At 40.5% G+C, this 20,447-nt stretch carries 21 protein-coding genes; 4 read left to right on the top strand and 17 right to left on the bottom strand.

The genetic code is table 11. The annotated features are described in order from the left end of the window. Positions 1 to 66 precede the first annotated feature (66 nt). From AC5YD2_RS05665 to ribF, 5 genes are all read right to left on the bottom strand, one after another. On the bottom strand, positions 67 to 609 hold the full coding sequence (locus AC5YD2_RS05665) for an NADPH-dependent FMN reductase (RefSeq protein ID WP_496125387.1): 543 nt from the start codon (positions 607 to 609) through the stop codon (positions 67 to 69). 146 nt (positions 610 to 755) lie between these two features. After that, positions 756 to 1,238: an FKBP-type peptidyl-prolyl cis-trans isomerase gene (locus AC5YD2_RS05660; RefSeq protein WP_496125386.1), complete on the bottom strand. Its 483-nt coding sequence runs from the start codon at positions 1,236 to 1,238 to the stop codon at positions 756 to 758. Continuing rightward, entirely contained in the window at positions 1,231 to 1,773 is a 543-nt protein-coding gene (gene lspA, locus AC5YD2_RS05655) for a signal peptidase II (protein WP_496125385.1), read from the bottom strand. Before lspA ends, AC5YD2_RS05660 begins: the two co-directional genes overlap by 8 nt. Then, entirely contained in the window at positions 1,766 to 4,612 is a 2,847-nt protein-coding gene (gene ileS / locus AC5YD2_RS05650) for an isoleucine--tRNA ligase (protein ID WP_496125384.1), read from the bottom strand. The genes lspA and ileS overlap by 8 nt, the downstream gene beginning before the upstream one ends. A 63-nt stretch (positions 4,613 to 4,675) precedes the next feature. Next, positions 4,676 to 5,677, bottom strand: coding sequence for a riboflavin biosynthesis protein RibF (gene ribF / locus AC5YD2_RS05645; RefSeq protein ID WP_496125383.1), 1,002 nt, complete (start codon positions 5,675 to 5,677; stop codon positions 4,676 to 4,678). 218 nt (positions 5,678 to 5,895) lie between these two features. Here ribF and AC5YD2_RS05640 point away from each other — a divergent pair, with 218 nt between their 5' ends. Further along, the gene (locus AC5YD2_RS05640) at positions 5,896 to 6,456 is read left to right on the top strand and encodes a 5'-methylthioadenosine/S-adenosylhomocysteine nucleosidase family protein (RefSeq protein WP_496125382.1); all 561 of its coding nucleotides are present in this window, start codon (positions 5,896 to 5,898) and stop codon (positions 6,454 to 6,456) included. 147 nt (positions 6,457 to 6,603) lie between these two features. Here AC5YD2_RS05640 and AC5YD2_RS05635 read toward each other — a convergent pair whose 3' ends face one another. The 10 genes from AC5YD2_RS05635 to AC5YD2_RS05590 all read right to left on the bottom strand — a co-directional run bounded on the left by AC5YD2_RS05635 (position 6,604) and on the right by AC5YD2_RS05590 (position 15,902). Next, the gene (locus AC5YD2_RS05635) at positions 6,604 to 7,224 is read right to left on the bottom strand and encodes a TetR/AcrR family transcriptional regulator (protein ID WP_496125407.1); all 621 of its coding nucleotides are present in this window, start codon (positions 7,222 to 7,224) and stop codon (positions 6,604 to 6,606) included. A 335-nt stretch (positions 7,225 to 7,559) separates the two neighbouring features. Continuing rightward, on the bottom strand, positions 7,560 to 8,408 hold the full coding sequence (locus AC5YD2_RS05630; protein WP_496125381.1) for an ABC transporter ATP-binding protein: 849 nt from the start codon (positions 8,406 to 8,408) through the stop codon (positions 7,560 to 7,562). A 9-nt stretch (positions 8,409 to 8,417) separates the two neighbouring features. After that, positions 8,418 to 9,272, bottom strand: a complete 855-nt coding sequence (gene ssuC, locus AC5YD2_RS05625; RefSeq protein WP_496125380.1) for an aliphatic sulfonate ABC transporter permease SsuC — start codon at positions 9,270 to 9,272, stop codon at positions 8,418 to 8,420. Next, complete coding sequence (gene ssuD / locus AC5YD2_RS05620; protein ID WP_496125379.1) at positions 9,269 to 10,444, bottom strand: FMNH2-dependent alkanesulfonate monooxygenase; 1,176 nt, start codon at positions 10,442 to 10,444, stop codon at positions 9,269 to 9,271. The genes ssuC and ssuD overlap by 4 nt, the downstream gene beginning before the upstream one ends. Before the next feature lie 59 nt (positions 10,445 to 10,503). Continuing rightward, on the bottom strand, positions 10,504 to 11,502 hold the full coding sequence (locus AC5YD2_RS05615; protein WP_496125378.1) for an aliphatic sulfonate ABC transporter substrate-binding protein: 999 nt from the start codon (positions 11,500 to 11,502) through the stop codon (positions 10,504 to 10,506). Between the two features lie 14 nt (positions 11,503 to 11,516). Beyond that, positions 11,517 to 12,491 (bottom strand): sulfonate ABC transporter substrate-binding protein, encoded by a 975-nt coding sequence (locus AC5YD2_RS05610; RefSeq protein WP_496125377.1) that lies wholly within the window; start codon positions 12,489 to 12,491, stop codon positions 11,517 to 11,519. A 386-nt stretch (positions 12,492 to 12,877) separates the two neighbouring features. Then, the gene (gene argA / locus AC5YD2_RS05605; protein ID WP_496125376.1) at positions 12,878 to 14,230 is read right to left on the bottom strand and encodes an amino-acid N-acetyltransferase; all 1,353 of its coding nucleotides are present in this window, start codon (positions 14,228 to 14,230) and stop codon (positions 12,878 to 12,880) included. 155 nt (positions 14,231 to 14,385) lie between these two features. Continuing rightward, entirely contained in the window at positions 14,386 to 14,763 is a 378-nt protein-coding gene (locus tag AC5YD2_RS05600) for an RcnB family protein (protein ID WP_496125375.1), read from the bottom strand. 230 nt (positions 14,764 to 14,993) lie between these two features. Then, entirely contained in the window at positions 14,994 to 15,389 is a 396-nt protein-coding gene (locus AC5YD2_RS05595; RefSeq protein ID WP_496125374.1) for an RcnB family protein, read from the bottom strand. A 357-nt stretch (positions 15,390 to 15,746) separates the two neighbouring features. Continuing rightward, the gene (locus tag AC5YD2_RS05590) at positions 15,747 to 15,902 is read right to left on the bottom strand and encodes a hypothetical protein (RefSeq protein ID WP_496125373.1); all 156 of its coding nucleotides are present in this window, start codon (positions 15,900 to 15,902) and stop codon (positions 15,747 to 15,749) included. Between the two features lie 236 nt (positions 15,903 to 16,138). Here AC5YD2_RS05590 and dapB point away from each other — a divergent pair, with 236 nt between their 5' ends. After that, positions 16,139 to 16,960 carry a 4-hydroxy-tetrahydrodipicolinate reductase gene (gene dapB / locus AC5YD2_RS05585; RefSeq protein ID WP_496125372.1) on the top strand — a complete coding sequence of 274 codons (822 nt, stop codon included), beginning with the start codon at positions 16,139 to 16,141 and terminating at the stop codon, positions 16,958 to 16,960. A 115-nt stretch (positions 16,961 to 17,075) separates the two neighbouring features. Beyond that, positions 17,076 to 17,756, top strand: coding sequence for an START domain-containing protein (locus tag AC5YD2_RS05580; RefSeq protein WP_496125370.1), 681 nt, complete (start codon positions 17,076 to 17,078; stop codon positions 17,754 to 17,756). A 78-nt stretch (positions 17,757 to 17,834) separates the two neighbouring features. Here the strand turns inward: AC5YD2_RS05580 and AC5YD2_RS05575 are convergent, their stop codons facing one another. Further along, positions 17,835 to 18,281, bottom strand: coding sequence for a hypothetical protein (locus AC5YD2_RS05575; protein WP_496125369.1), 447 nt, complete (start codon positions 18,279 to 18,281; stop codon positions 17,835 to 17,837). A gap of 107 nt (positions 18,282 to 18,388) precedes the next feature. On the opposite strand from AC5YD2_RS05575, the gene AC5YD2_RS05570 reads away from it, so the two are divergent. Next, complete coding sequence (locus AC5YD2_RS05570) at positions 18,389 to 19,837, top strand: aminotransferase-like domain-containing protein (RefSeq protein ID WP_496125368.1); 1,449 nt, start codon at positions 18,389 to 18,391, stop codon at positions 19,835 to 19,837. A gap of 37 nt (positions 19,838 to 19,874) precedes the next feature. Here AC5YD2_RS05570 and AC5YD2_RS05565 read toward each other — a convergent pair whose 3' ends face one another. Beyond that, entirely contained in the window at positions 19,875 to 20,438 is a 564-nt protein-coding gene (locus AC5YD2_RS05565) for a DNA-3-methyladenine glycosylase I (RefSeq protein ID WP_496125367.1), read from the bottom strand. Positions 20,439 to 20,447: the final 9 nt, after the last annotated feature.

Here is a 20,447-nt window from a genome sequence, read left to right as displayed (position 1 = left end):
GCATAGAGGTCATAGACGGATTCTCATGTAAGCATTTGCGTACACGGAGGCTGACCAAAGATTGATTTAAGCACTTACATATTGAACGAGTTTATCGAACACTGATTTTAAAGCTTGAGCATCAAACTCGTTGCCTTCAAAAGTTTCACTACGGTTCCGCGCGAAGATATCACGAATTTCTACGACTGCATTTGAGTCAATCAGGCCCAATTGTGTTGCCACTTGACGGATTTGATCAATAGAGCGCGAACCATTGCTGCCCCCATAACTGACGTAACCAGCAGGTTTACCTTGCCATTCTTTACCTAAGTAATCCAAAGCATTTTTCAACACAGGGCTATAGCCATGGTTGTATTCAGGACTGATAAAAATAAAGGCATCGCCTTGCGCAATTTTATCTGCCCAGTCTTGTTGCTTTGGCTGATCATAAATACCCGTTAAAGGGGGATTTGCACCTGCAAAGAAAGGTAAATCCCATTCTTTTAAATCGATAATTTCTGTCTTTACTGTACTGAACTCATAAGATTGAATTGTTTTTTGAATCCAGTCTGCAACTTTAATTGCAGTACGACCTTCACGCACACTACCCACAACAATAAAAATATTCATGTATTATCCTTTTTGAGTTTATATCTCTGAGATTAAAACGTTTATCGGTATAAAAATATTCGATTATTGTATTTAAATGCAGGACAAATACAATTGAATAAAAAAAAGCTCCCGAAGAAGCTTTAAACAATATAGGTCAGAATGACTTACATAATTTTAATGCCTTGCTGACCTGCAGGGGTCACTTTAAAGATTTCTACTTCAAACGTAATGTTCTTACCAGCAAGAGGATGGTTAAAATCCACTTCAGTGATGTCATCACCAATGGTTTTCACCACGCCAAATAAGCTTTGTTTTGCTTTATCTTCAAACTCGATCATTTCGCCTTCAACAGGACGTTGTTCGAACTTGATAGTATCGAACTTTTGCACGTTTTCAGGATTCCAAGGACCAAATGCATCTTCAGGAGGGAGACTCACTGTACGACGGTCACCTGCACGTAAACCAAACAATGCTTTTTCAAAACCAGGGAGTAAACTACCGTCACCCATGACTAAGCTCACAGGCTCTTCACGGCTACGGGTATTGTCAATTTCTACGCCATTTTCAATCGCGACAGAAAAGTGTAAATCGACTTTAGAACCCGCTTCAATGCGAGTATCTTCATTTGGATTGATAAAATCAGTCATTTTTTTGCGCTTCCGCAGCTTGAATACGATGCTTTTCTAAAAAGAAAGTATCGATAAGGAGCAAGATTGTGCCTAAGGTAATGGCACTATCCGCAATATTAAATGCAGGGAAATGGCTGTTATTGTAATAAACGTGAATGAAATCGACCACATAGCCTAAAGCAACACGGTCAATTAAATTACCGACAGCACCGCTTAAAATCAGGGCGATCGCCAAAGGTAAAATCGTCACGCTCTTCGGCATACGAACCAGCCAAAATACAAAAATAACCGACACAATCCCTGCAAGAGAAGTAAAGAAATAGCGTTGCCATCCACCGGCATCGGACAAGAAACTAAAGGCGGCACCGTAGTTATGCAGTAATGTCCAATTTAAAAAGGGCAGTACAGGGACAGGATCTGCATAGTTCAGATGTGTCGTTGCAATCCATTTGGTCCATTGATCGAGAATAATCGCGATTATAGACAAAGCTACCCACCACAAATTGTGGGGGTAGAACTGGAATAAGCCCTTTTTATTGTGCGGATTAGGCATACTTTCTCTCTTCACCTTGACCTGTTGGGAGGTTAATAATACAACGAGAACAAAGACCTGGATGTGCATGATGTGTATTCACATCAGGAAGAACATGCCAGCAACGTGCACATTTCTCGCCATCTGCAGCAGACACTTGTACACGTAAACCCTCTAGATCAGATGCTTCACCTTGTGTCTCATTAAAAGAATTTACATTCACTTGCGATGTAATAAGGACGAAACGTAATTCATCCCCTAAACGATCAAGTACTGCTTTTAATTCGTCATTTGCCCAAAGATCAACTTTAGCAGACAAGTTTGAACCGACTGTTTTTGCAGTACGTGCAGCTTCAATGAACTTATTCACCGCTGATTTTACAGAAATGAGTGTTTGCCATTCAGCTTCAGATACGACGTTAGCATTTGATGCAGTAGGGATGTCATACCATTCAGTGGTGAATACGTATTTCTCAGTTTGACCTGGAATCAGTGGCCAAGCTTCTTGAGCAGTAAAGGTCAAGATTGGTGCCATCCAACGAACAAAGGCTTGAACCAGATGGTACAACGCAGTTTGCGCAGAACGACGTGCTTGAGAATCCGCTTTGGTCGTGTACTGACGGTCTTTGATGATATCTAAGTAGAAACCACCCAAATCGTTGATACAGAAGTTTGTTAAAGCATTGGTGACGATATGGAAGTTCATATCTTCATAGGCTTGTTGAATGGTTTTCTGTACTTCAGTCGCACGTTGCAAGATATATTGATCAAGAGCAATCAAGTCATCAATCGCTAAGCAATCGGTTGCAGGTTGGAAACCATTCAGATTCGCAAGCAAGAAGCGAAGGGTGTTACGAATACGGCGATAACCGTCTGATGCACGGCTAAAGATTTCTGTACCTGCGGTCATTTCATAGCGGTAATCTGCTGATGCAATCCAGAAGCGCAAACCATCTGCACCCATGTCTTTAATGATATCTTGCGGGGTAATGATGTTACCCAACGATTTAGACATCTTGCGGCCTTTTTCATCCACCACAAAACCGTGAGTCAATAAGCCTTTATAAGGTGCACGTTCATTGATGGCAATCGAAGTTAACAATGAAGACTGGAACCAGCCCCGGTGTTGGTCTGAACCTTCAAGGTAGAGATCAGCAGGATCTGTCAATTCTTCACGTTCACGAAGGACTGCAAAGTGAGTTGTGCCTGAGTCGAACCATACGTCTAACGTGTCACGAACAGCGTTATAGCAGTCAGCATCATCACCGATGAATTCGCGTGCATCACGGTTATACCAACCATCAATCCCTTCTTTTTCAATTAACTGAGCAACTTCTTCAATCAATTCAGGTGTACGAGGGTGGAGCTCATTGGTATCTTTATGCACGAAGAATGGAATTGGCACACCCCAAGTACGTTGACGTGAGATACACCAGTCAGGGCGCCCTTCAATCATTGCCTGAATACGGTTTTTACCCCAATCAGGTACAAAGCTGATGTCATTTTCAATGGCATTCAATGCTTTTTGACGTAAACCTTTTGCATCCATGCTGATAAACCATTGCGGTGTCGCACGGAAAATAATCGGTGTTTTATGACGCCAGCAATGCGGGTAGCTATGTTTAATCGCAACATGCGCCCAAAGTTTGCCACCTTCACTTAATGCCGTGATGATTTTTGGATTGGCTTTATAAATGTGTTCGCCCGGGAAGATGGGTGAAGTCGGTAAGTAAACACCGTTGCCACCCACAGGATTGTCAACTTTTAAGTTATAGAGTAAACCGACTTTATAGTCGTCCACACCATGACCTGGGGCGGTATGTACTGCACCTGTACCACTGGTTGCAATGACATGCTCACCTAAAATCACAGGCACTTGGCGTTCAGTAATCAAAGGATGTTGGAGTTGAAGTAACTCAAGCTTGGCACCCTTAAAATCAGCAATAACTTCAAAACTTTCGAAACCGTAACGCTCAGTTGCAGATTGAACTAAATCTTTGGCAAGAATAAGGTTTTGAGCAACTTTATTTTCACCGACAGCTTTCACCAACTGATATTCAATATCGGCATGGAGTGAAACGGCTTGGTTCGCAGGCATGGTCCAAGGTGTAGTTGTCCAAATCACGATGTCTGTAGGATCGGTAACGGTTACACCTAGGCGAGCAGAAAGATCAGCTAAATCAACAACAGTGAAGCCGACATCAATTGCATCTGACTTTTTATCTTCGTATTCAACTTCAGCTTCAGCCAACGATGAACCACAGTCTAAACACCAGTTGACGGGTTTAAGACCGGGCTCAATGTGACCTGCTTTCGCGATTTCACCCACAGAGCGAACGATATCTGCTTCTTGTTTGAAGTTCATCGTTAAATAAGGTTTGTCCCAATCACCGAACACACCCATACGCACGAAATCTTTCTTTTGAAGTTCGATTTGAGTGTAAGCATATTCACGGCATGCTTTACGGAAGGTAGGTGCATCGACTTTAACACCGACTTTACCGACTTTTTCTTCGACTTTAAGTTCGATCGGTAGACCGTGGCAGTCCCAACCTGGCACATACGGTGCGTCGAAACCATCCATTACACGGCTTTTGATGATGATGTCTTTGAGGACTTTGTTGACCGCATGACCTAAATGGATTTGACCATTGGCATACGGAGGGCCATCATGAAGCACATATTTTTTCTTGCCAATACGCGATGCACGAATCTGCTGATAAATGTCGTCGGCATACCACTCTTCTAACCATTTTGCTTCACGTACTGCGAGATTTGCTTTCATCGCAAATTCAGTACCTGGGAGGTTTAGTGTGGCTTTATAATCCACAGCATTTTCAGGAGTTTGCTTATCGCTCATGCAAGTTGTCTTCCAAATTTATCAGTGATTAGACTGACGCGTTTTACAATAAAAAATAGGGATTTAAAATGGGAAATGGGGATGATTTTGACGAAACTCAAGGAGCTTCTCTACATCATCATCAATTCCAGATTTTAAGGCTTCAAGCGAAGGATAATTCTTTTCGCCATGTAAATAGTTCAAGAATGTCACCCGCATAAGCAGGCCATACAGATTAGCAGAAACATTGGGGAAATGTACTTCTAATCGCCATTCAGGATGATCTTGTTTGATCGCAGGTCGAGTACCGACATGACCCGCACCAAATAGGGAGGATTCGGTATAACCCGAAACTCCAACTTTATTGGAATTGTCTGAAATCACTTTATCTTTTAAAGATTGTGTTTCGCAAATCACATCAACGCCATAAATGCCATTTAGACATGGACGATGTCGATTTAAGCGGACATTAATCGTAGGAAAGTCAATCGTTCGACCAATTTGATCGCCGTATTGGACACGCCCAGTGATGCTATAGGGGCGACCAAGGAGTTTGGCTGCACGTTCTAAATCACCTGTAGCTAAAGTTTGGCGTACCAAGGTTGAGCTGACGCGTTCACCATCGACTTCGACGTTTTGAAGATCGGTCACATGAAAACCGTAGTCACGTAAAAATTGGCTATTGCCTTGACGGTTTTTACCGAAATGATGGTCTTCACCTAAAACGAGGCTTTGGGTATTTAGTTTATCTTTTAATATGTCGGCAAATTCTTCTGCACTCAGATTACGGAAGGCATCATCAAATTTTGCCACCGCAATGTAGTCCACGCCCAATTCAGTTAAATATTCTACTTTTTCACGCAGTGACGTAATGCGAGGTGGAGCATCATAGGCTTTGAAGTATTCAAGCGGCTGTGGCTCAAAAATCATCACCACTGTTTTTAGATTTTGTTGCTCGGCAATATCTTTGAGCTGGCTCACCATCGCCTGATGCCCCAAATGCACACCGTCAAAATTGCCGATGGTCACGGCAGTTTCGGGCAATTTAAAATTTGGCGCTAAAGCATTCAGACGGAGCAGCTTCATGGGCGATTAAGTGACTAATATGAATTTGGGCTATATATTGCCATATTCTGACAGTTTCGTCTTGTTGTTGTGTTTTTACCCAGCTTTTTTTCTGTGAAAATAATTTTTTGCTGTTTATTCTTGAGTTTATACATTTGAATTTCAAATAGATTGAATTGCGACAAATGCTTTTTTGATTTCTAATACGCGCTTTAAAATCACATGCAATGAGTGAGTAAATGTCTGATTTAGCTTTAATCATGGCCTTGCCCAATGAATCAAAAGGTTTGTTTGAACAAGCTGGTATCGAGGTGCATTACAGCGGTATCGGTAAGGTTAATGCGGCATTTAAAGCCTTTGAAATCATTCAAAAAACAGGCTGTAAAACCCTCATTAACTTAGGAAGTGCAGGCAGTTCCGTCTTTGATGCACATGCTTTGATTGAAGTCACTCAGTTCGTACAACGTGATATGGACGTTTCACCGCTTGGTTTTCCTGTGGGTGTTACGCCTATGGATCATGATCATCCTGCGGAAATTGATTTGGAAGACTTTTTTGTAGATTTGCCTAAAGGTATCTGTGGAACAGGAGATAGCTTTGAAACAGGTCAACCGAAAGTGCCTTGCAACTTAGTTGATATGGAAGGCTATGCCATCGCGAAAGTGTGCAAGAAACTCGGCGTTCGATTCATCTCTGTCAAATATATTACCGACGGAGCCAACGATACGGCTCATCTCGATTGGGAAGAAAATTTATTATTGGGCGCTCAGAAATTATTATCGTTATATAAAAGCATTTAATATTTGTTGATCAGCATTTCAAATTTTAAATCAGAGCGTATCTCTGAGTTTGGCGACCATAGAGCGCTATGGTCGTGTGCCAAATCAATATATGCATACAGATATTGATACGAATGATGAATGAAAATCTAGGATCGTGAGGAAGGATTAACGAGGCATAATACCGTATAACATCATATGAACTGTATGTTCAATAGTCCGTTGATACATGCTGCGGTTGCTTAAAGTTTTACCCGTCACCATTTCGATTTGGGTACTGAAATCAGCATAGTTCTGCGTAATTCCCCACAAGTTTAAAATCAAAACTTCAGCATCAATTTTGTCAGAAATTTTGCCTTGCTCTTGCCAGTTTAAAATCACTTTAGATTTGCGTTTAAACAGCTTTCTTAAAGGACCTTTTAAAATCGGCAAAATATGTGGCGCACCTTGAATGATTTCAAGCGCGAATAATTTAGATGCTTTCGGCTGAGTGCGAGACACTTCAATCTTTTGCATCAAATACTGTGTGATGGCTTCTGCAGGTTCAAGATCAGGCTCTAGCACTTGTAAAGGCGCAAGCCATTTTTGCATCACCGTGGTGAGTACTTCAACGTACAATGCTTCCTTATTTTCGTAGTAATAGAAAATATTCGATTTATGCATATCAGCGCGTTGTGCAATTTCATCTAAGCTTGCACCGCTGAATCCATAAAGAGAAAACACATCAAGTGCTGCGGATAAAAGTTGTTGGCGTTTTTGCGTACTTTTTTTCTGTTCCATCTCATCTATAGCTAAAAAAAGGGATTTGCAAATTGTACGGTAAAATGTCTGATTTGTGCACAAGCGAAATCGCATTTCAAAATGATTATGAGAATTAATTGTGAAGAATAGTTATCAAATTGATATTTAGTGATCAATCTAAACTTTTTAATAAACAATAACTAATGAAATACTAAAAATAGTATTAGGGATTAAATATTTAAATTTATTAAAAAAGCGATAGCCTATATAGATTAATCCCATCAAAAAATCCGACAAAAAAAGTATGAATTAAAAAGATCGAGGTGATGAGTTCGTATTATTTTTTATGCTCGTCTGAGTTAAACGAGCATTGATCAATGAATTTAAGTAGATAATACAGCGTTTAAAACTTGTTGCTCTAGCTCAGCAAAACGTGCATTTTTTTGACGTGGACGAGGGAGATCGACTGTGAATTGATGTGCAATATGTCCTTTGTCCAAAAGAATAATTCGATCTGCCAGTTGTACAGCTTCACTGACATCATGGGTCACTAAAATGGTGGTAAAGCCTTGTTCCAACCACAACCGTTCAATCAGGCTTTGCATATCTAAACGCGTGAGCGCATCTAGAGCACCCAAGGGTTCATCCAGCAATAGGATACGCGGTGTGTGCGATAAAGCACGTGCTAGAGCTGCACGTTGGCGTTGCCCTCCTGAAAGCTGAGCAGGCCACAGATCCGCTTTCTCATCTAAGCCGACTTTTTTCAATAACTCATGGGCTTTGCTATGTTGTGATTGATCGACCCCCAATTGCACATTTTTGAGAATGCTTTTCCAAGGAAGAAGACGTGGGTCTTGAAACATCACGCGGATGTCATCTGAGGTAATGCCTTCACGAAAATTCAGTGCAGATTTAAACTTAATTTCACCATAACTTGGTTGCTCTAAATCAGCGATCAGTCGAAGAAGTGTGCTTTTACCACAACCGCTACGCCCCACAATCGCAACAAATTCACCCGGCGCAATATGTAAGTCTAAATCCTCAAGCACAGTGACCTTGCCATAAAATTTATGCAGTTGTTCAATATGAATTTCTGCCCCAATGGTTTGGGCATCTTTCACCGAGGTCGCTGCATTCTGAGAAGGATTTGGGTTTGGATTCGGATTTTGGTTTTGCGCATGGTTTTTTGCGTCATGGTTTTTTGCATAGTGTTGAACACTTAAATCAGTCATGAGCCACTCCTATTTTTGATAGCCGGGATGCCAGCGCAATAGATATTTTTCTAAACCAACAGCAAGTACATCGGCCAGTTTACCGAGCAAGGCATACAGTAGGATTCCTACAAGGACAACATCTGTCTGTAAAAATTCACGTGCATTCATGGTCATATAGCCGATACCTGCTTGAGCTGAGATGGTTTCAGCAACAATGAGCAGTACCCACACTAAGCCCAGTGCAAAACGGAGACCGACTAAAATAGAGGCTAAAGCACCAGGTAAAATAATTTCTTTATATAACTGCCATTGGGTGAGGCCGTAGCTTTTACCCATTTCAATCAGTTGTGGATCAACGGATCGTATCCCGTGGTAGGTGTTGATATAAATCGGAAAGAACACGCCAATCGCCACTAAAAATAATTTGGCACTTTCATCAATCCCAAACCAAAGAATCACTAAAGGAATTAAAGCAAGTGCAGGAATATTCCGAATCATCTGTAAAGTGGTGTCGAGAAGAGTTGATGCGATTTTAGAAGAACCGTTGAGCAGTCCTAACAATAAACCCAGTCCACCACCAATTAATAAACCAATGATTGCTCGTCCTGCACTGACTTGAACATGTTTCCAGAGTTCGCCACTGACCAAAAGTCCCCAAAATGCAGAAACGACAGCGGTGGGTGCAGGTAGGACACGACTTTCGAGTAAGCCAGTCATGGACGCCACTTGCCAAATACCAATTAAGAAGATAGGAACTAACCATGGCAATAAACGTTGTCCAAGGTGTCTTGAGCCACGAGTGATCAAACCTTGAGGTTTGATCACCTTGGTTTTATTCAACACAATCGTGTTGCTTTGAGATTTCTCTGTGAGCGCGGTCATGCTAGCTCCTGAGTTTTGACCTCTTTCTTAGCATCATCAGCAACGTAGTTATTTGCTACGATTTCACCAAATGGGCCAGTCAAGTTCGGTTGAGCTAATTTTTGACGTGTTTCAAGCGGAAGAAGAGGGAAGACCAATTCTGCAAAACGGATCGACTCTTCTAAATGCGGATAACCCGAGAAGATAAAAGTATCAATGCCTAAATCAGCATATTCTTGGATACGATCAGCAACGGTTTGTGGATCACCGACAAGTGCAGTACCTGCACCGCCACGAACTAAACCAACACCTGCCCATAGGTTTGGAGAAACTTCAAGTTTAGTACGATCGCCATTATGAAGCTCTGCCATGCGACGTTGACCAATCGAATCCATGGTTTTGAATTTGGCTTGTGCAGCGGCAATCGTTGCATCATCAACATATTGAATCAGTTCTTCCGCTGCTGCCCACGCTTGTTCATTGGTTTCACGTACAATCACATGTAAACGAATACCGTAATTTAATGTACGACCTTTGGCTGCTGCTTTAACGCGAACATTTTTAAGTTTTTGTTTCACTGCTGCGGGTGGTTCACCCCAAGTTAAGTAGGTATCCACTTGTTCAGTTGCAAGTTCCACGGCATCGTCGGAAGAGCCACCGAACCAAAGTGGTGGGTATGGTTTTTGAATCGGTGGATAGAGTAATTTTGCATCTTCAACTTGTAAGCGCTCACCATTGAATGAGAAGCTTTCACCTGAGTGCGAACGCGTTAAAATTTCACGCCAAATTTTGGTGTATTCGGTTGCTGTTTTATAGCGCGTTGAATGATCTTCATAAACGCCATCACCTTTTAACTCTTGTTCATCACCACCTGTGACAAGGTTTAACAGCACACGACCATTGGATAAACGGTCAAATGTGGCAGCCATACGTGCAGCTAAAGCAGGTGTCGTTACGCCCGGACGTAAAGCCACAAGGAATTTAAGGTTTTTGGTTGCATCGATTAGGCTTGCTGCTGTGATCCAAGGATCTTCGCAAGAACGACCAGTCGGAATCAGGACACCTTCATAACCAAGGTTGTCTACTGCAACAGCAATCTGTTTCATGTAAGCGTGATCAACTTGGCGAGCACCTTTGCTTGTACCTAAGTATCGACTGTCACCGTGAGTCGGAATAAACCAAAAAATTTTCATGTCATATGTCCTTGCTGAATCTGTTCGAGATCAATGTGTCTAAAATGAATAGGTCAAAGTTAAGGGTTAACAATTGCCGTTTTAACGACATCTTGAATATTGATTTGCTTCGGTATCAATTTTTCTGCATAAAACAAGTCTGCAATTTTTTGCTGTGATGCAATGTTTTCCGCTGTTAAAGGGCGAATTGGAGAAGGCTTTAAACGGCGATCAAGAGCCGATTGAGCGACTTCTTTGCTTAAGCCAGTACTGGTCGAATACAGGTCAATTGCTAATGTTTGGTTATTCAAAATCCAAGTGTCTGCTTCGTTTAAGCTTTTCAACACTTTGTCGACAGCATGAGGGTGTGCCGTTGTGAATTTTGGATTGGCAATGTAATACGAATAGGTCTTCGGGAAGTCTGTGCCATCAATGAGCACATCGACTTTTCCAGTCAATTCAACTGCAGAGAGATAAGGATCCCAAATGGACCATGCATCAATTGAACCTTTATCAAGCGCTGCGCGTGCATCTGCAGGCGGTAACCAAATCGGTTCAATGTCTTGCCATGACAATCCGGCTTTCTCTAGAACCTTGGCTAAAAGTTCGTGTGCACTTGAGCCTTTTTGTACAGCAATGCGCTTGCCCTTTAAGTCTTCAATTTTTTGAATCGCAGAGTTTTTGGGTAAAACCACACCTAAAGCATTGGCTGGATAAACTTCATAGCCCACATAGCTCAGATCTTTATCTGCAGCTTGAGCAAAGATAGGTGGTGTGTTTCCAACGTAACCCACATCCACAGCACCGACAGCGAGCGCTTCAAGCATTTGTGGGCCAGCAGGAAACTCACGCCACTCGATTTTTGCACCTGGAAATTCTTTCTCGAGAAGCTTTTGTTCACGGGTAACCAATAGGTTTAAAGCTGATTTTTGAAAACCAATTGAAATGTTTTCTATGGGTTGGTCCGCGCTTTCTTTCGTCGTTTTTTCAGCTGGTTGTGACTCAGTTTTTTGGCATGCACTTAAACCCAATGTCAGTGTAGTTAAACCTGTGATCGCCACAATTTTATAAGTGTTCATATTGAATACTCTCATTATTTTGCACTGGCTGTACTGAGGATTGCAGCCTGAATATTGATGTGATTTGGAATCAATTTTTGTTGATAAAAGGCATCGGCAACATATTGTTGTTCTTTCGCGACACGTGTAGAAATGGGTGTGACACCAAAACCCATGCGTGAAATCGAAGATTTCAATACATCAAAAGATAAGCCTGTTGGTTTTTCTAAGAGTTTGCTGGCTTCGTCTTGATTGGCAGAAACCCATTGCGTGGTTGAGTTAAGTTCATTCACCACAGTGTTGAGAACATTCGGATTTTGTTCTGCAAATTTACGATCAGCGAGATAGAACTGATGGTTACTGACAAGGTTGTCACCTGTGGCGATCACACGCGCACCAATCTGATGTTCAGCTGCGGCAAAGAACGGATCCCAAATCACCCAAGCATCGACCGCACCGCGTTCGAACGCAGCTCGTGCATCCGAAGGGGGAAGGTACACCACTTCAATATCTTCAAGTTTAAGTTGGTTGGCTTCTAAAACTTTGAGTAGAAGGTAATGAACATTTGAACCTTTATTCAGGGCAACGCGTTTTCCTTTTAAGTCTTGTACAGTTTTAATTCCTGAATCTTTTTGTACGATCAGCGCTTCAGCTTTTGGTGCTGCGGGCTGATTGGCGATATACACTAAATTGGAATTGGCTGCTTGAGCAAAAATAGGCGGTGCTTCGCCCGCTTCACCAAAAGACACACTGCCCACATTGAGACCTTCAAGAAGTTGAGGCCCTGCAGGAAACTCAACCCAACGGATATTGACGCCTTGTGCTTTAAGCGCTGTTTCAAGTGTGCCTCGTTCTTTTACAATCGGCAAAATACCGTATTTTTGATAACCAATATTCAGCGTTAAGTTTTCCGCTTCTTTTTTACCGCAGCCTGAAAGCATCATGACACCCGCAACCACCGAAGAAAGAATCAGTGTTTTTTTGAAGCGTTTTGAATTGGCTGTAGTCATGAGCAGTAGCATCCCTAAATAAAAAGTTGTAAAAACTAAAAATTTGAATGGCTAGAAAAGTTTGAACAACTTTAATAACTAATTTAATAAGTAAGATGCATAAGCTAATGAATTTTCTATTGCGAAAAAAATAACAAATCAGGAATTCCTAATGAATAAAAAAGATAAAATCAAAAGTGCAAAACTTATTCAAAAATGTGCAAAATAGTTCAATGTTTTAATAAGATTTATTGTTTATAGGTTGCTGAAATAATTAATATTTTTATGAAATCCATTTCGTAGATGTCTTTAGATGAAATTGTACTAAGTCTATTAGCTCAAAAGGTGGACGCATTTTGGATAAGCTTATGCAAAATAGAGATATGACAGACATAAAAAAACCACTTTTAAAGTGGCTTTTTACAAACGATTGAATTTCTTTGAAAGTTATAAAGGGCTTGTCGAGCTTGGGGCAGATCATCTACCGAAGCATTTTCAAAACCCTGTTCCAAAAACCAATGTGCGGTTCGTGTGGTAAGAATAAAAAGTTGCTGAATGCCTAAATCTTTGGCTTTTTCTTCAAGGTAATGCAAGATTTGACTACCACGGTTTGATTTACGATAGCTTGGATGAACCGCAACACACGCAATCTCAGCCGATTTCAACTCATCTTCAGCGCTTGGAATAGGATAAAGTGCGGCACAGGCTAAAATCATGCCATCACGTTCAATCACTGCAAATTGCTCAATTTCATTTTCTAAGCGTTCACGCGAACGATAAACCAAAATTCCTTCTTCTTCCAAAGGTCTTAATAGACCAATTAAGCCACCGACATCTTTGATATTAGCAGTACGGACTTCTTCATAATGCGCATCGGTGATCATGGTGCCATGACCATCACGGGTAAAAAGTTCCTCAAGCAATGCGCCATCATGTGCATAAGAGAGCAGATGGACACGCTGTACACCTTTGAGTGATGCTTCTTTGGCTTTATCTAAATGCAATGCAATTTCAAAATTTGAGTCTACATATTTGGCAATGTGTTGATCCAACTGTTGTGGTGTCACTTCTCGCATCAACTTGCCAAACTCATCCATGACCCCTTGTTGGCTCCCTAGAAATATCAATTTATCCGCTTGTAAATGGATTGCGGTTTTAGTCGCGACTTCTTCAGCCAATAAATTATAAACTTCACCTGTGGTGGAGTAACCTGTTGGCCCAAGTAAGACAATATTATGATTATCCAGTTGTTTTAAAATCGCTTCACTGTCAATGGAACGAACTTCACCTGAGAGTTGATAGTCCACGCCATCACGAATGCCATAGGGTTTTGCTGTAACAAAATTACCTGAAACTACATCAATTCTCGCGCCGTACATCGGTGAATTGGCGAGCCCCATTGAAAGTAGGGCTTCAATTTCCAAACGAATTGAACCGACTGCATTCATTACCGCACTCAAAGATTCGCGGGGGGTGATACGACGATTTTTATGAAATGGGCTTTTTAGATTCTTTTCTTTTAAATTTTCACTGATTTGTGGACGTGCACCGTGCACCAAGATCAAACGAATCCCTAGAGAGTGTAGTAGGGCAATATCGTGAATAATATGCTGAAAATTATCAGACAGTAAAGCTTCTCCTCCAAACATCAGCACAAAGGTCTTATTGCGATGAGCATTGATATACGGTGCAGAGTTTCGAAACCAATGCACATATTGTTGCGCTGTGCCTTGTACTGTTTCTGATGAATCTGGATGCATAGTCATACCAATAGGAATAAGGTTATTTTTAGATTCTAAACAAAAAAAACCAATTCCACACCTTAGATCGAATTTGGAGCATAAAAAAGCCCAAATCAGATTTGGGCTGGAGGAGGAAAGTGATGTTTAAGCGATTAAAAAATAAAGATTCGATATTATCCAATGATTTTTAAAATACGGTCATTACGTTCATTTACAAGTACGTAGTCACCGTTGATTTTTAACCACTGTTGGTTATGTCCAGCTTTTGGTAAACGACGTAATTCATTTTTGTTGACTTCATATCGAGATGAAGCGAATTGACGAGGAAGTTCTTGACCTGTACGCCATTGACGACTTGGATTTAATGATGAACTATGTGCTTTTTTATCAAAACGATGATCATTAGCACGAGAATCACGATGGTCTTTATTCCATTGTGGATTTGCTTTCGGGTGATGACGGTCATCGCGATGATCATTTGGTGCAGCCATTGCTGTGGTCGCCATCAATGCACTCATAGAAATTGCGATTGCAGTTAATACTTTTTTCATTTCAGTTACCTCAACATTGTTCTATCTGTATTTGATGGTTCTAAGTTAAAACATCATGTGAGATAAACCGTGGAGAAATTTAGTTAAATTGTGAAATGTATGAAGACATCGTGGAGGTTGCTATATCAGGCTTTGACTGTCGGGTATTGATAAATCATCAGTTTAAAGGCAAATAAAAAAAGCCCAACCAATGTTGAGCTTTGAATTTTTATTTGTGCTTATATTGAAGATTAATCTTCTTGGATTTTCAAAATACTGTTGTTGTCTGAGTCCACCAAGATGAAATCATTATTGATCTTGTACCATTGCTGGTTACGAGAGGGTTTTGGCAGATTATTATCTTTATAATCTGTCTTATAACTGTTTCCACGATAATGCTGTGGCATGACATAACCCGTTTGCCATTTATGCTGTTTTAAGCGTTTAACACCACGTTCTTCACGGACTTTGCGATGATCTTGAAAATCTTGATCATCCTCCGCATCTCGATAACCTCGCTTTTCAAATCCTTTGCTACGATCCGGTCCATTGTCACGAAACTCTTGAGAATGAGGAGATGCAGGTACAACTGTTGAAACCAACAGCGTACTGAAAGATATTGCCAAAGCTGTCAAAATCTTTTTCATATTGCGACCTCATTTACCCTGAATGGCTTATTATTCGACTACTGTACTGAAAAATTGCAGAGAAACTGTGAAGATTAAATGTATATTCGATTAAAAAAGCAAAGATAATAAGAACATAATTTCATAAAATAGAAAAAAAGCCATTGAAATAGCGCTGTTATAAGCACCTTATAAGCTGTTTAGTCTTTGATCGTGATTACAATTGAATATGTAAGATTTTATAAAAATTTTAATAAGATTGTTGTGGCATCTAATTTTTTAAATCACTTTTTTGAAAAACTTTAAGCAGAAAATTGAATAGATAAGATTAAACGAATAGGAAGATAAATATTTAAAAGGACTGAGCTCGATCTGAACTCAGTACCATTTTTTGCTAAATGGCATTAATATTTCTATAGCTTCAACGATTTGCTGTGCATCATGTGCGTTGTCTAAAGATGAAATCAGCGTGTTTGATAATTGAAGATTTTCAATGCGATGAATCGTTGCAGTTTTGCGTACTTGGTCAGTCATATTTAGTCCTTTTCGATTCTGGGCTTATATGCAGTGATCTTAGAATGGATCTTTTGATTTGAAAAACCGAATAAAATTATAATTTTAATCAGATATAGCGATTGTTTGATTGTTGAGCATTATTAAAAGCGTCAATACCTGTGATTATTTTTAGAGTATTTTAAGTCGGAAACTTAGCGTCTTTGTTGAGTTTTGCTATAGTAAGAGCAATTTTGAATCAACATTAGGAATATGTTATGTCAGCAGCTCCACGCATTGGTGTACTTGGTGCAGGCGGTCGTATGGGACGCATCCTTATTCAAGCTGTTAAAGAAGCTGGCTTCCAGTTGGCAGCCGCAGTTGAACGTCCTGAAAGTAGCTTGATTGGCGCTGATGCAGGTGAACTTGCGGGTATTGGTGCTGTTGGTGTCAAAGTTGTTGGAAGCTTAGAACAAGTTTTAAAAGATTGTGATGTGGTGATTGATTTCACTGCGCCTGCTGCCACTCAACAGCATTTAAAGCTGTGCCGTGAAGCTGGTGTTGCGATCGTGATTGGTACAACAGGAATGAATGACGAACAGAAAGCATTCCTTGAAGAATCTGCAACTCAAGCCCCTGTGGTGTATGCAGCAAATTATTCAGTTGGCGTGAACGTATCGATTAAACTGTTAGAACTTGCATCTAAAGTCTTTGGCGATACAGTTGATATCGAAGTGATTGAAGCACATCACCGTCATAAAGTTGATGCACCATCAGGTACGGCATTGATGATGGGTGAGGCGATTGCTGGTGCTTTAGGTCGTGACCTAAAAGAAGATGCTGTCTATCACCGTGAAGGACATACAGGGCCACGGGAACGTAAGAGCATTGGTTTCCAAACCATTCGCGGTGGCGATATTGTGGGTGAACATACGGCGATGTTTATCGGTGAAGGTGAGCGTGTTGAAATTACCCATAAAGCAACCAATCGCATGAACTTTGCGTCGGGTGCTGTCCGTGCTGCGGCTTGGGTTGTCGGTAAAGAACCGAAAAAATATGACATGCATGATGTATTAGGCTTTAACGAAATTAAAGTTTAATTCTGAGCTACAAGCTTCTGAGCGATAAGCTGTTTGAAGTGTAAGCAGAATAAACAGTGAAAGCACGATGCACATTAAGTGCGATTTAAAATAATTAAAATTGAAGCATTGAGAAATGAAAAATATAAAAATCAAAACAGGACGCTGTCCTAAACTTTTCATGATGATGTGTGTTGTCAGTGCAAGTTGCCTGACAACACCTGTTTTTTCGGCTGAAACAGCGAAACTCAGCATCAATAAAAAAAACGTTAAAGTATGGACGATTCAAAGTCCCAATAATCCAATCATTTCATATAAAGCCGAAACCACGTTAAATACCACTTTAGAACGTGCAGTAGGTCTTGTTTTGGATGTAGAAAATGCCAAAGCATGGATTCCAAATGTGGCATCGACCCAAGTACTTTCTCAAGACTTAAATAAAGGCGAATTCAAGCTGTATATGGTTTTGGATTTTCCATTTCCCTTGAAAGATCGGGATTTGGTTATCCAAGGGAAAATGCAAAAAGATGCCAATGGGACGATTCAAATTAAGAACAAAGCCATTCAGCAAGGCAAAGCAATCAATCCCAATTATATTCGATTAAAAAAATATGAAGGGGATTGGACTTTTAATCAGTTGGGTGATGGAAAAGTCAGTGTTGTTACGACGGGTTATGCTGATCCTGAAGGTGTGATTCCACAAAGTGTGACCAATATGTTTGTACAACAACAGCCCTATCAAATGCTACAAAAAATGAAAGCAGAATTGGCCAAGCCCAATCTTAAACTTCCAAATTTGCCGAATATTTTAAAGTAAGTCATTTTAAATTACTCGATTTTAAAAGTGTTAGACAAAAGCCTGCTATGGAGCAGGCTTTTGTTTTTTACTTTATTTTCAGTTTTGATTTAAAGCGTATGCGGTCAATTTCTTGATTTGTTGCTGAGGCGGTAAATCAATACTCATTAAGGCGGATAATCGCTGTTGAGATGGATCAAAGAGTTCCACACTAAATCGTTGTTCAGTGGGTTGGTTACAGATAAATTTCAACTCATTTTGTTTGGGTATATTCAATCTAAAGCTTTGATCACTACGAATGTTATAAATATAGTGACGTTGTGGTGAGACTTGATCCAAGCTTGGAGAAACTTCGCTGATTTCGTATTGTCCCAATTGTTGAGTTTTTAAAAACCCATCGATCAGTGATTTACAAATATAGTTTTGCTGTTGTGCTAGAACATTCGGTTGCTGTGTTTCACAGCCCGTCATGAGGGTTGCAAGTCCAATCAAGCTGAGTTGAAACACTTTATTTTTATTGGCTTGAAAGTTCATTGTTGTCTTCATCATGGTCTCCATTGCATTCAGTGTTGATTGTTCTAAGCACTGAGAAGAGCATAAATCTGCTATGCTGATAGTTACAGATACAACAATGAATAAAAAATAGGTACAGAATGGCTTTTCAATATCAAATCCTTGCTGAGCAACTGGCTCAAAAAATCCAGCAAGGCGAATTGGCTTTGGGTCAGCGGTTAAATTCACTTCGACATTTTGCAAAACTCAATGACATTAGTCTGAATACCGCAAAGAGTTGCTATGAATTATTAGAAGCACAAGGATTGATTTATGTGAAGCCTAAAGCAGGCTATTTTGTCCAAGAACAATTGTCTAAAACGGTCAAAGTGCCTGTTCCTCATCATCCTGATTTTGTGTCGATTCCGCGTGAAGTGACGAATTTACAATTACAAATGGAGATTCAAGAAGCTTCGATTAACAGTCAATTGATTCATCTTGGCGCGATTCAATTATCACCCAATTTAGTCCCAGTGGATGCAATGCGTCGCTCCCTACAACGGGCGCTCAAACACAGTAAACCGGAAGACTTTTTGTATAGTGATCGCCAAGGGCATCGTTTATTGAGAGAGGCTTTATCTGCACATTGGGCAGAGGATGGTTTTCACATTTCCCAAGAAGATATTTATATTACCAATGGTTGTATGCCTGCATTGTCAGTGGTCTTACAAAGTATCAGTCATGTGGGAGACAGCATCATTGTCCCGACGCCAAATTTCAACGGGCAATTACAATTGTTGGCGGTGTTAAAACGAAAAATTATTGAAATTCCAGCCAGTACCGAAGGTTTTGATATCGATCGTCTAGAACAAGCTATGCAAAATCCAGCAGCCAAAGCATGTCTATTGACCTCCAATTATCAAAATCCTTTGGGCTTTTGTTTGAGCAATGCTGAAAAAGAAAAAATTGTGCAACTGGCAGCTAAATATCAGTGCTACATCATTGAAGATGATATCTATGCCGAATGTAGCTTTGATCTCAATCGACCTTTGCCGATGAAGAATTGGGATAAAGAAGGCTATGTGATTTATTGTAGTTCGATCTCTAAATCACTATCGAGTTCCTATCGAGTCGGCTGGTTCTGTGTACCTGAACGCTTAAAACATTTGCGTTATAAATTTATTCATAAAAATGTGGTGGTGAATACGCCGTTGCAATTGGGCTTAGCTGATCTCATTTATAGCCGTGCTTATCGTCAGCATTTAAAGAAACTCAGACCAATTTTAAAACAGCAAGTGGAGCAGTATCGTCAATTTATTATTCAAGCCTTTCATGGTGTAGAACTGAGTATCAATCAGCCTGAAGGCAGTTATTGCTTATGGCTACAGTTCCCTGAGCACATTGACAGTTTGGCGATGTATTACTTTGCTCAAGAGCAGGGGATCAATATCGTACCGGGCAAAGTTTTTGGTGAAGATCAGCGTTATAACAATTGTATTCGCTTAAATGCAGGACATGAGTTGTCATCAACGATTCAAGATGCAATCCATCTCTTAGCCGATTGGACACGTAGAGAATTAGCGAGGGGCATGCAGGATTCTGTGGCTTGAAGCAGACAAATCAAAGCTGTACCTGTAATGATCTGAATTACGGTTGAGATTTGGAAAAACAGTCGTTTTCATGATCATCGACCATGCCAACTGCCTGCATAAAGGCATAGATGGTGGTTGGACCGACAAATTTAAAACCGTTTTTCTTTAAAGTTTTAGAAAGCTGTAGGCTTAAGGCTGTTTGTGCAGGTGCTGTCTTATAGTTTTCAACATCATTGATCATGGTTTTCTGCTCGACAAAGTCCCACAGCCATTTCACCATATCGGTTCCTTGGCCTTTCATCTGTTCCCATGCGATGGCATTGTCACGAATGGCTTTGAGTTTTCCGATATGGCGAATCAATCCCGCATCTAAGCATTTTTCTTGAAGTTCTTCATCCGTAAACTGAGCAATCTGCGCAATTGAATGTTGAAAAAACTGCTGGCGATAGCTTTCTCGTTTTTTCAGTACCGTAATCCAAGACAATCCCGCCTGTTGACCTTCCAAGCAGAGCATTTCAAATAAATGTGGTTCATCGAATTGCGGTTTTCCCCATTCGTGATCATGGTAAGCGATATAGAGAGGATTATTGGAGCACCAACCGCAACGTTGTTGATTCATATTGAGGTG

Source organism: Acinetobacter sp. CY73, from assembly GCF_059515865.1.
This window is presented reverse-complemented; position numbering and strand designations above follow the sequence as displayed.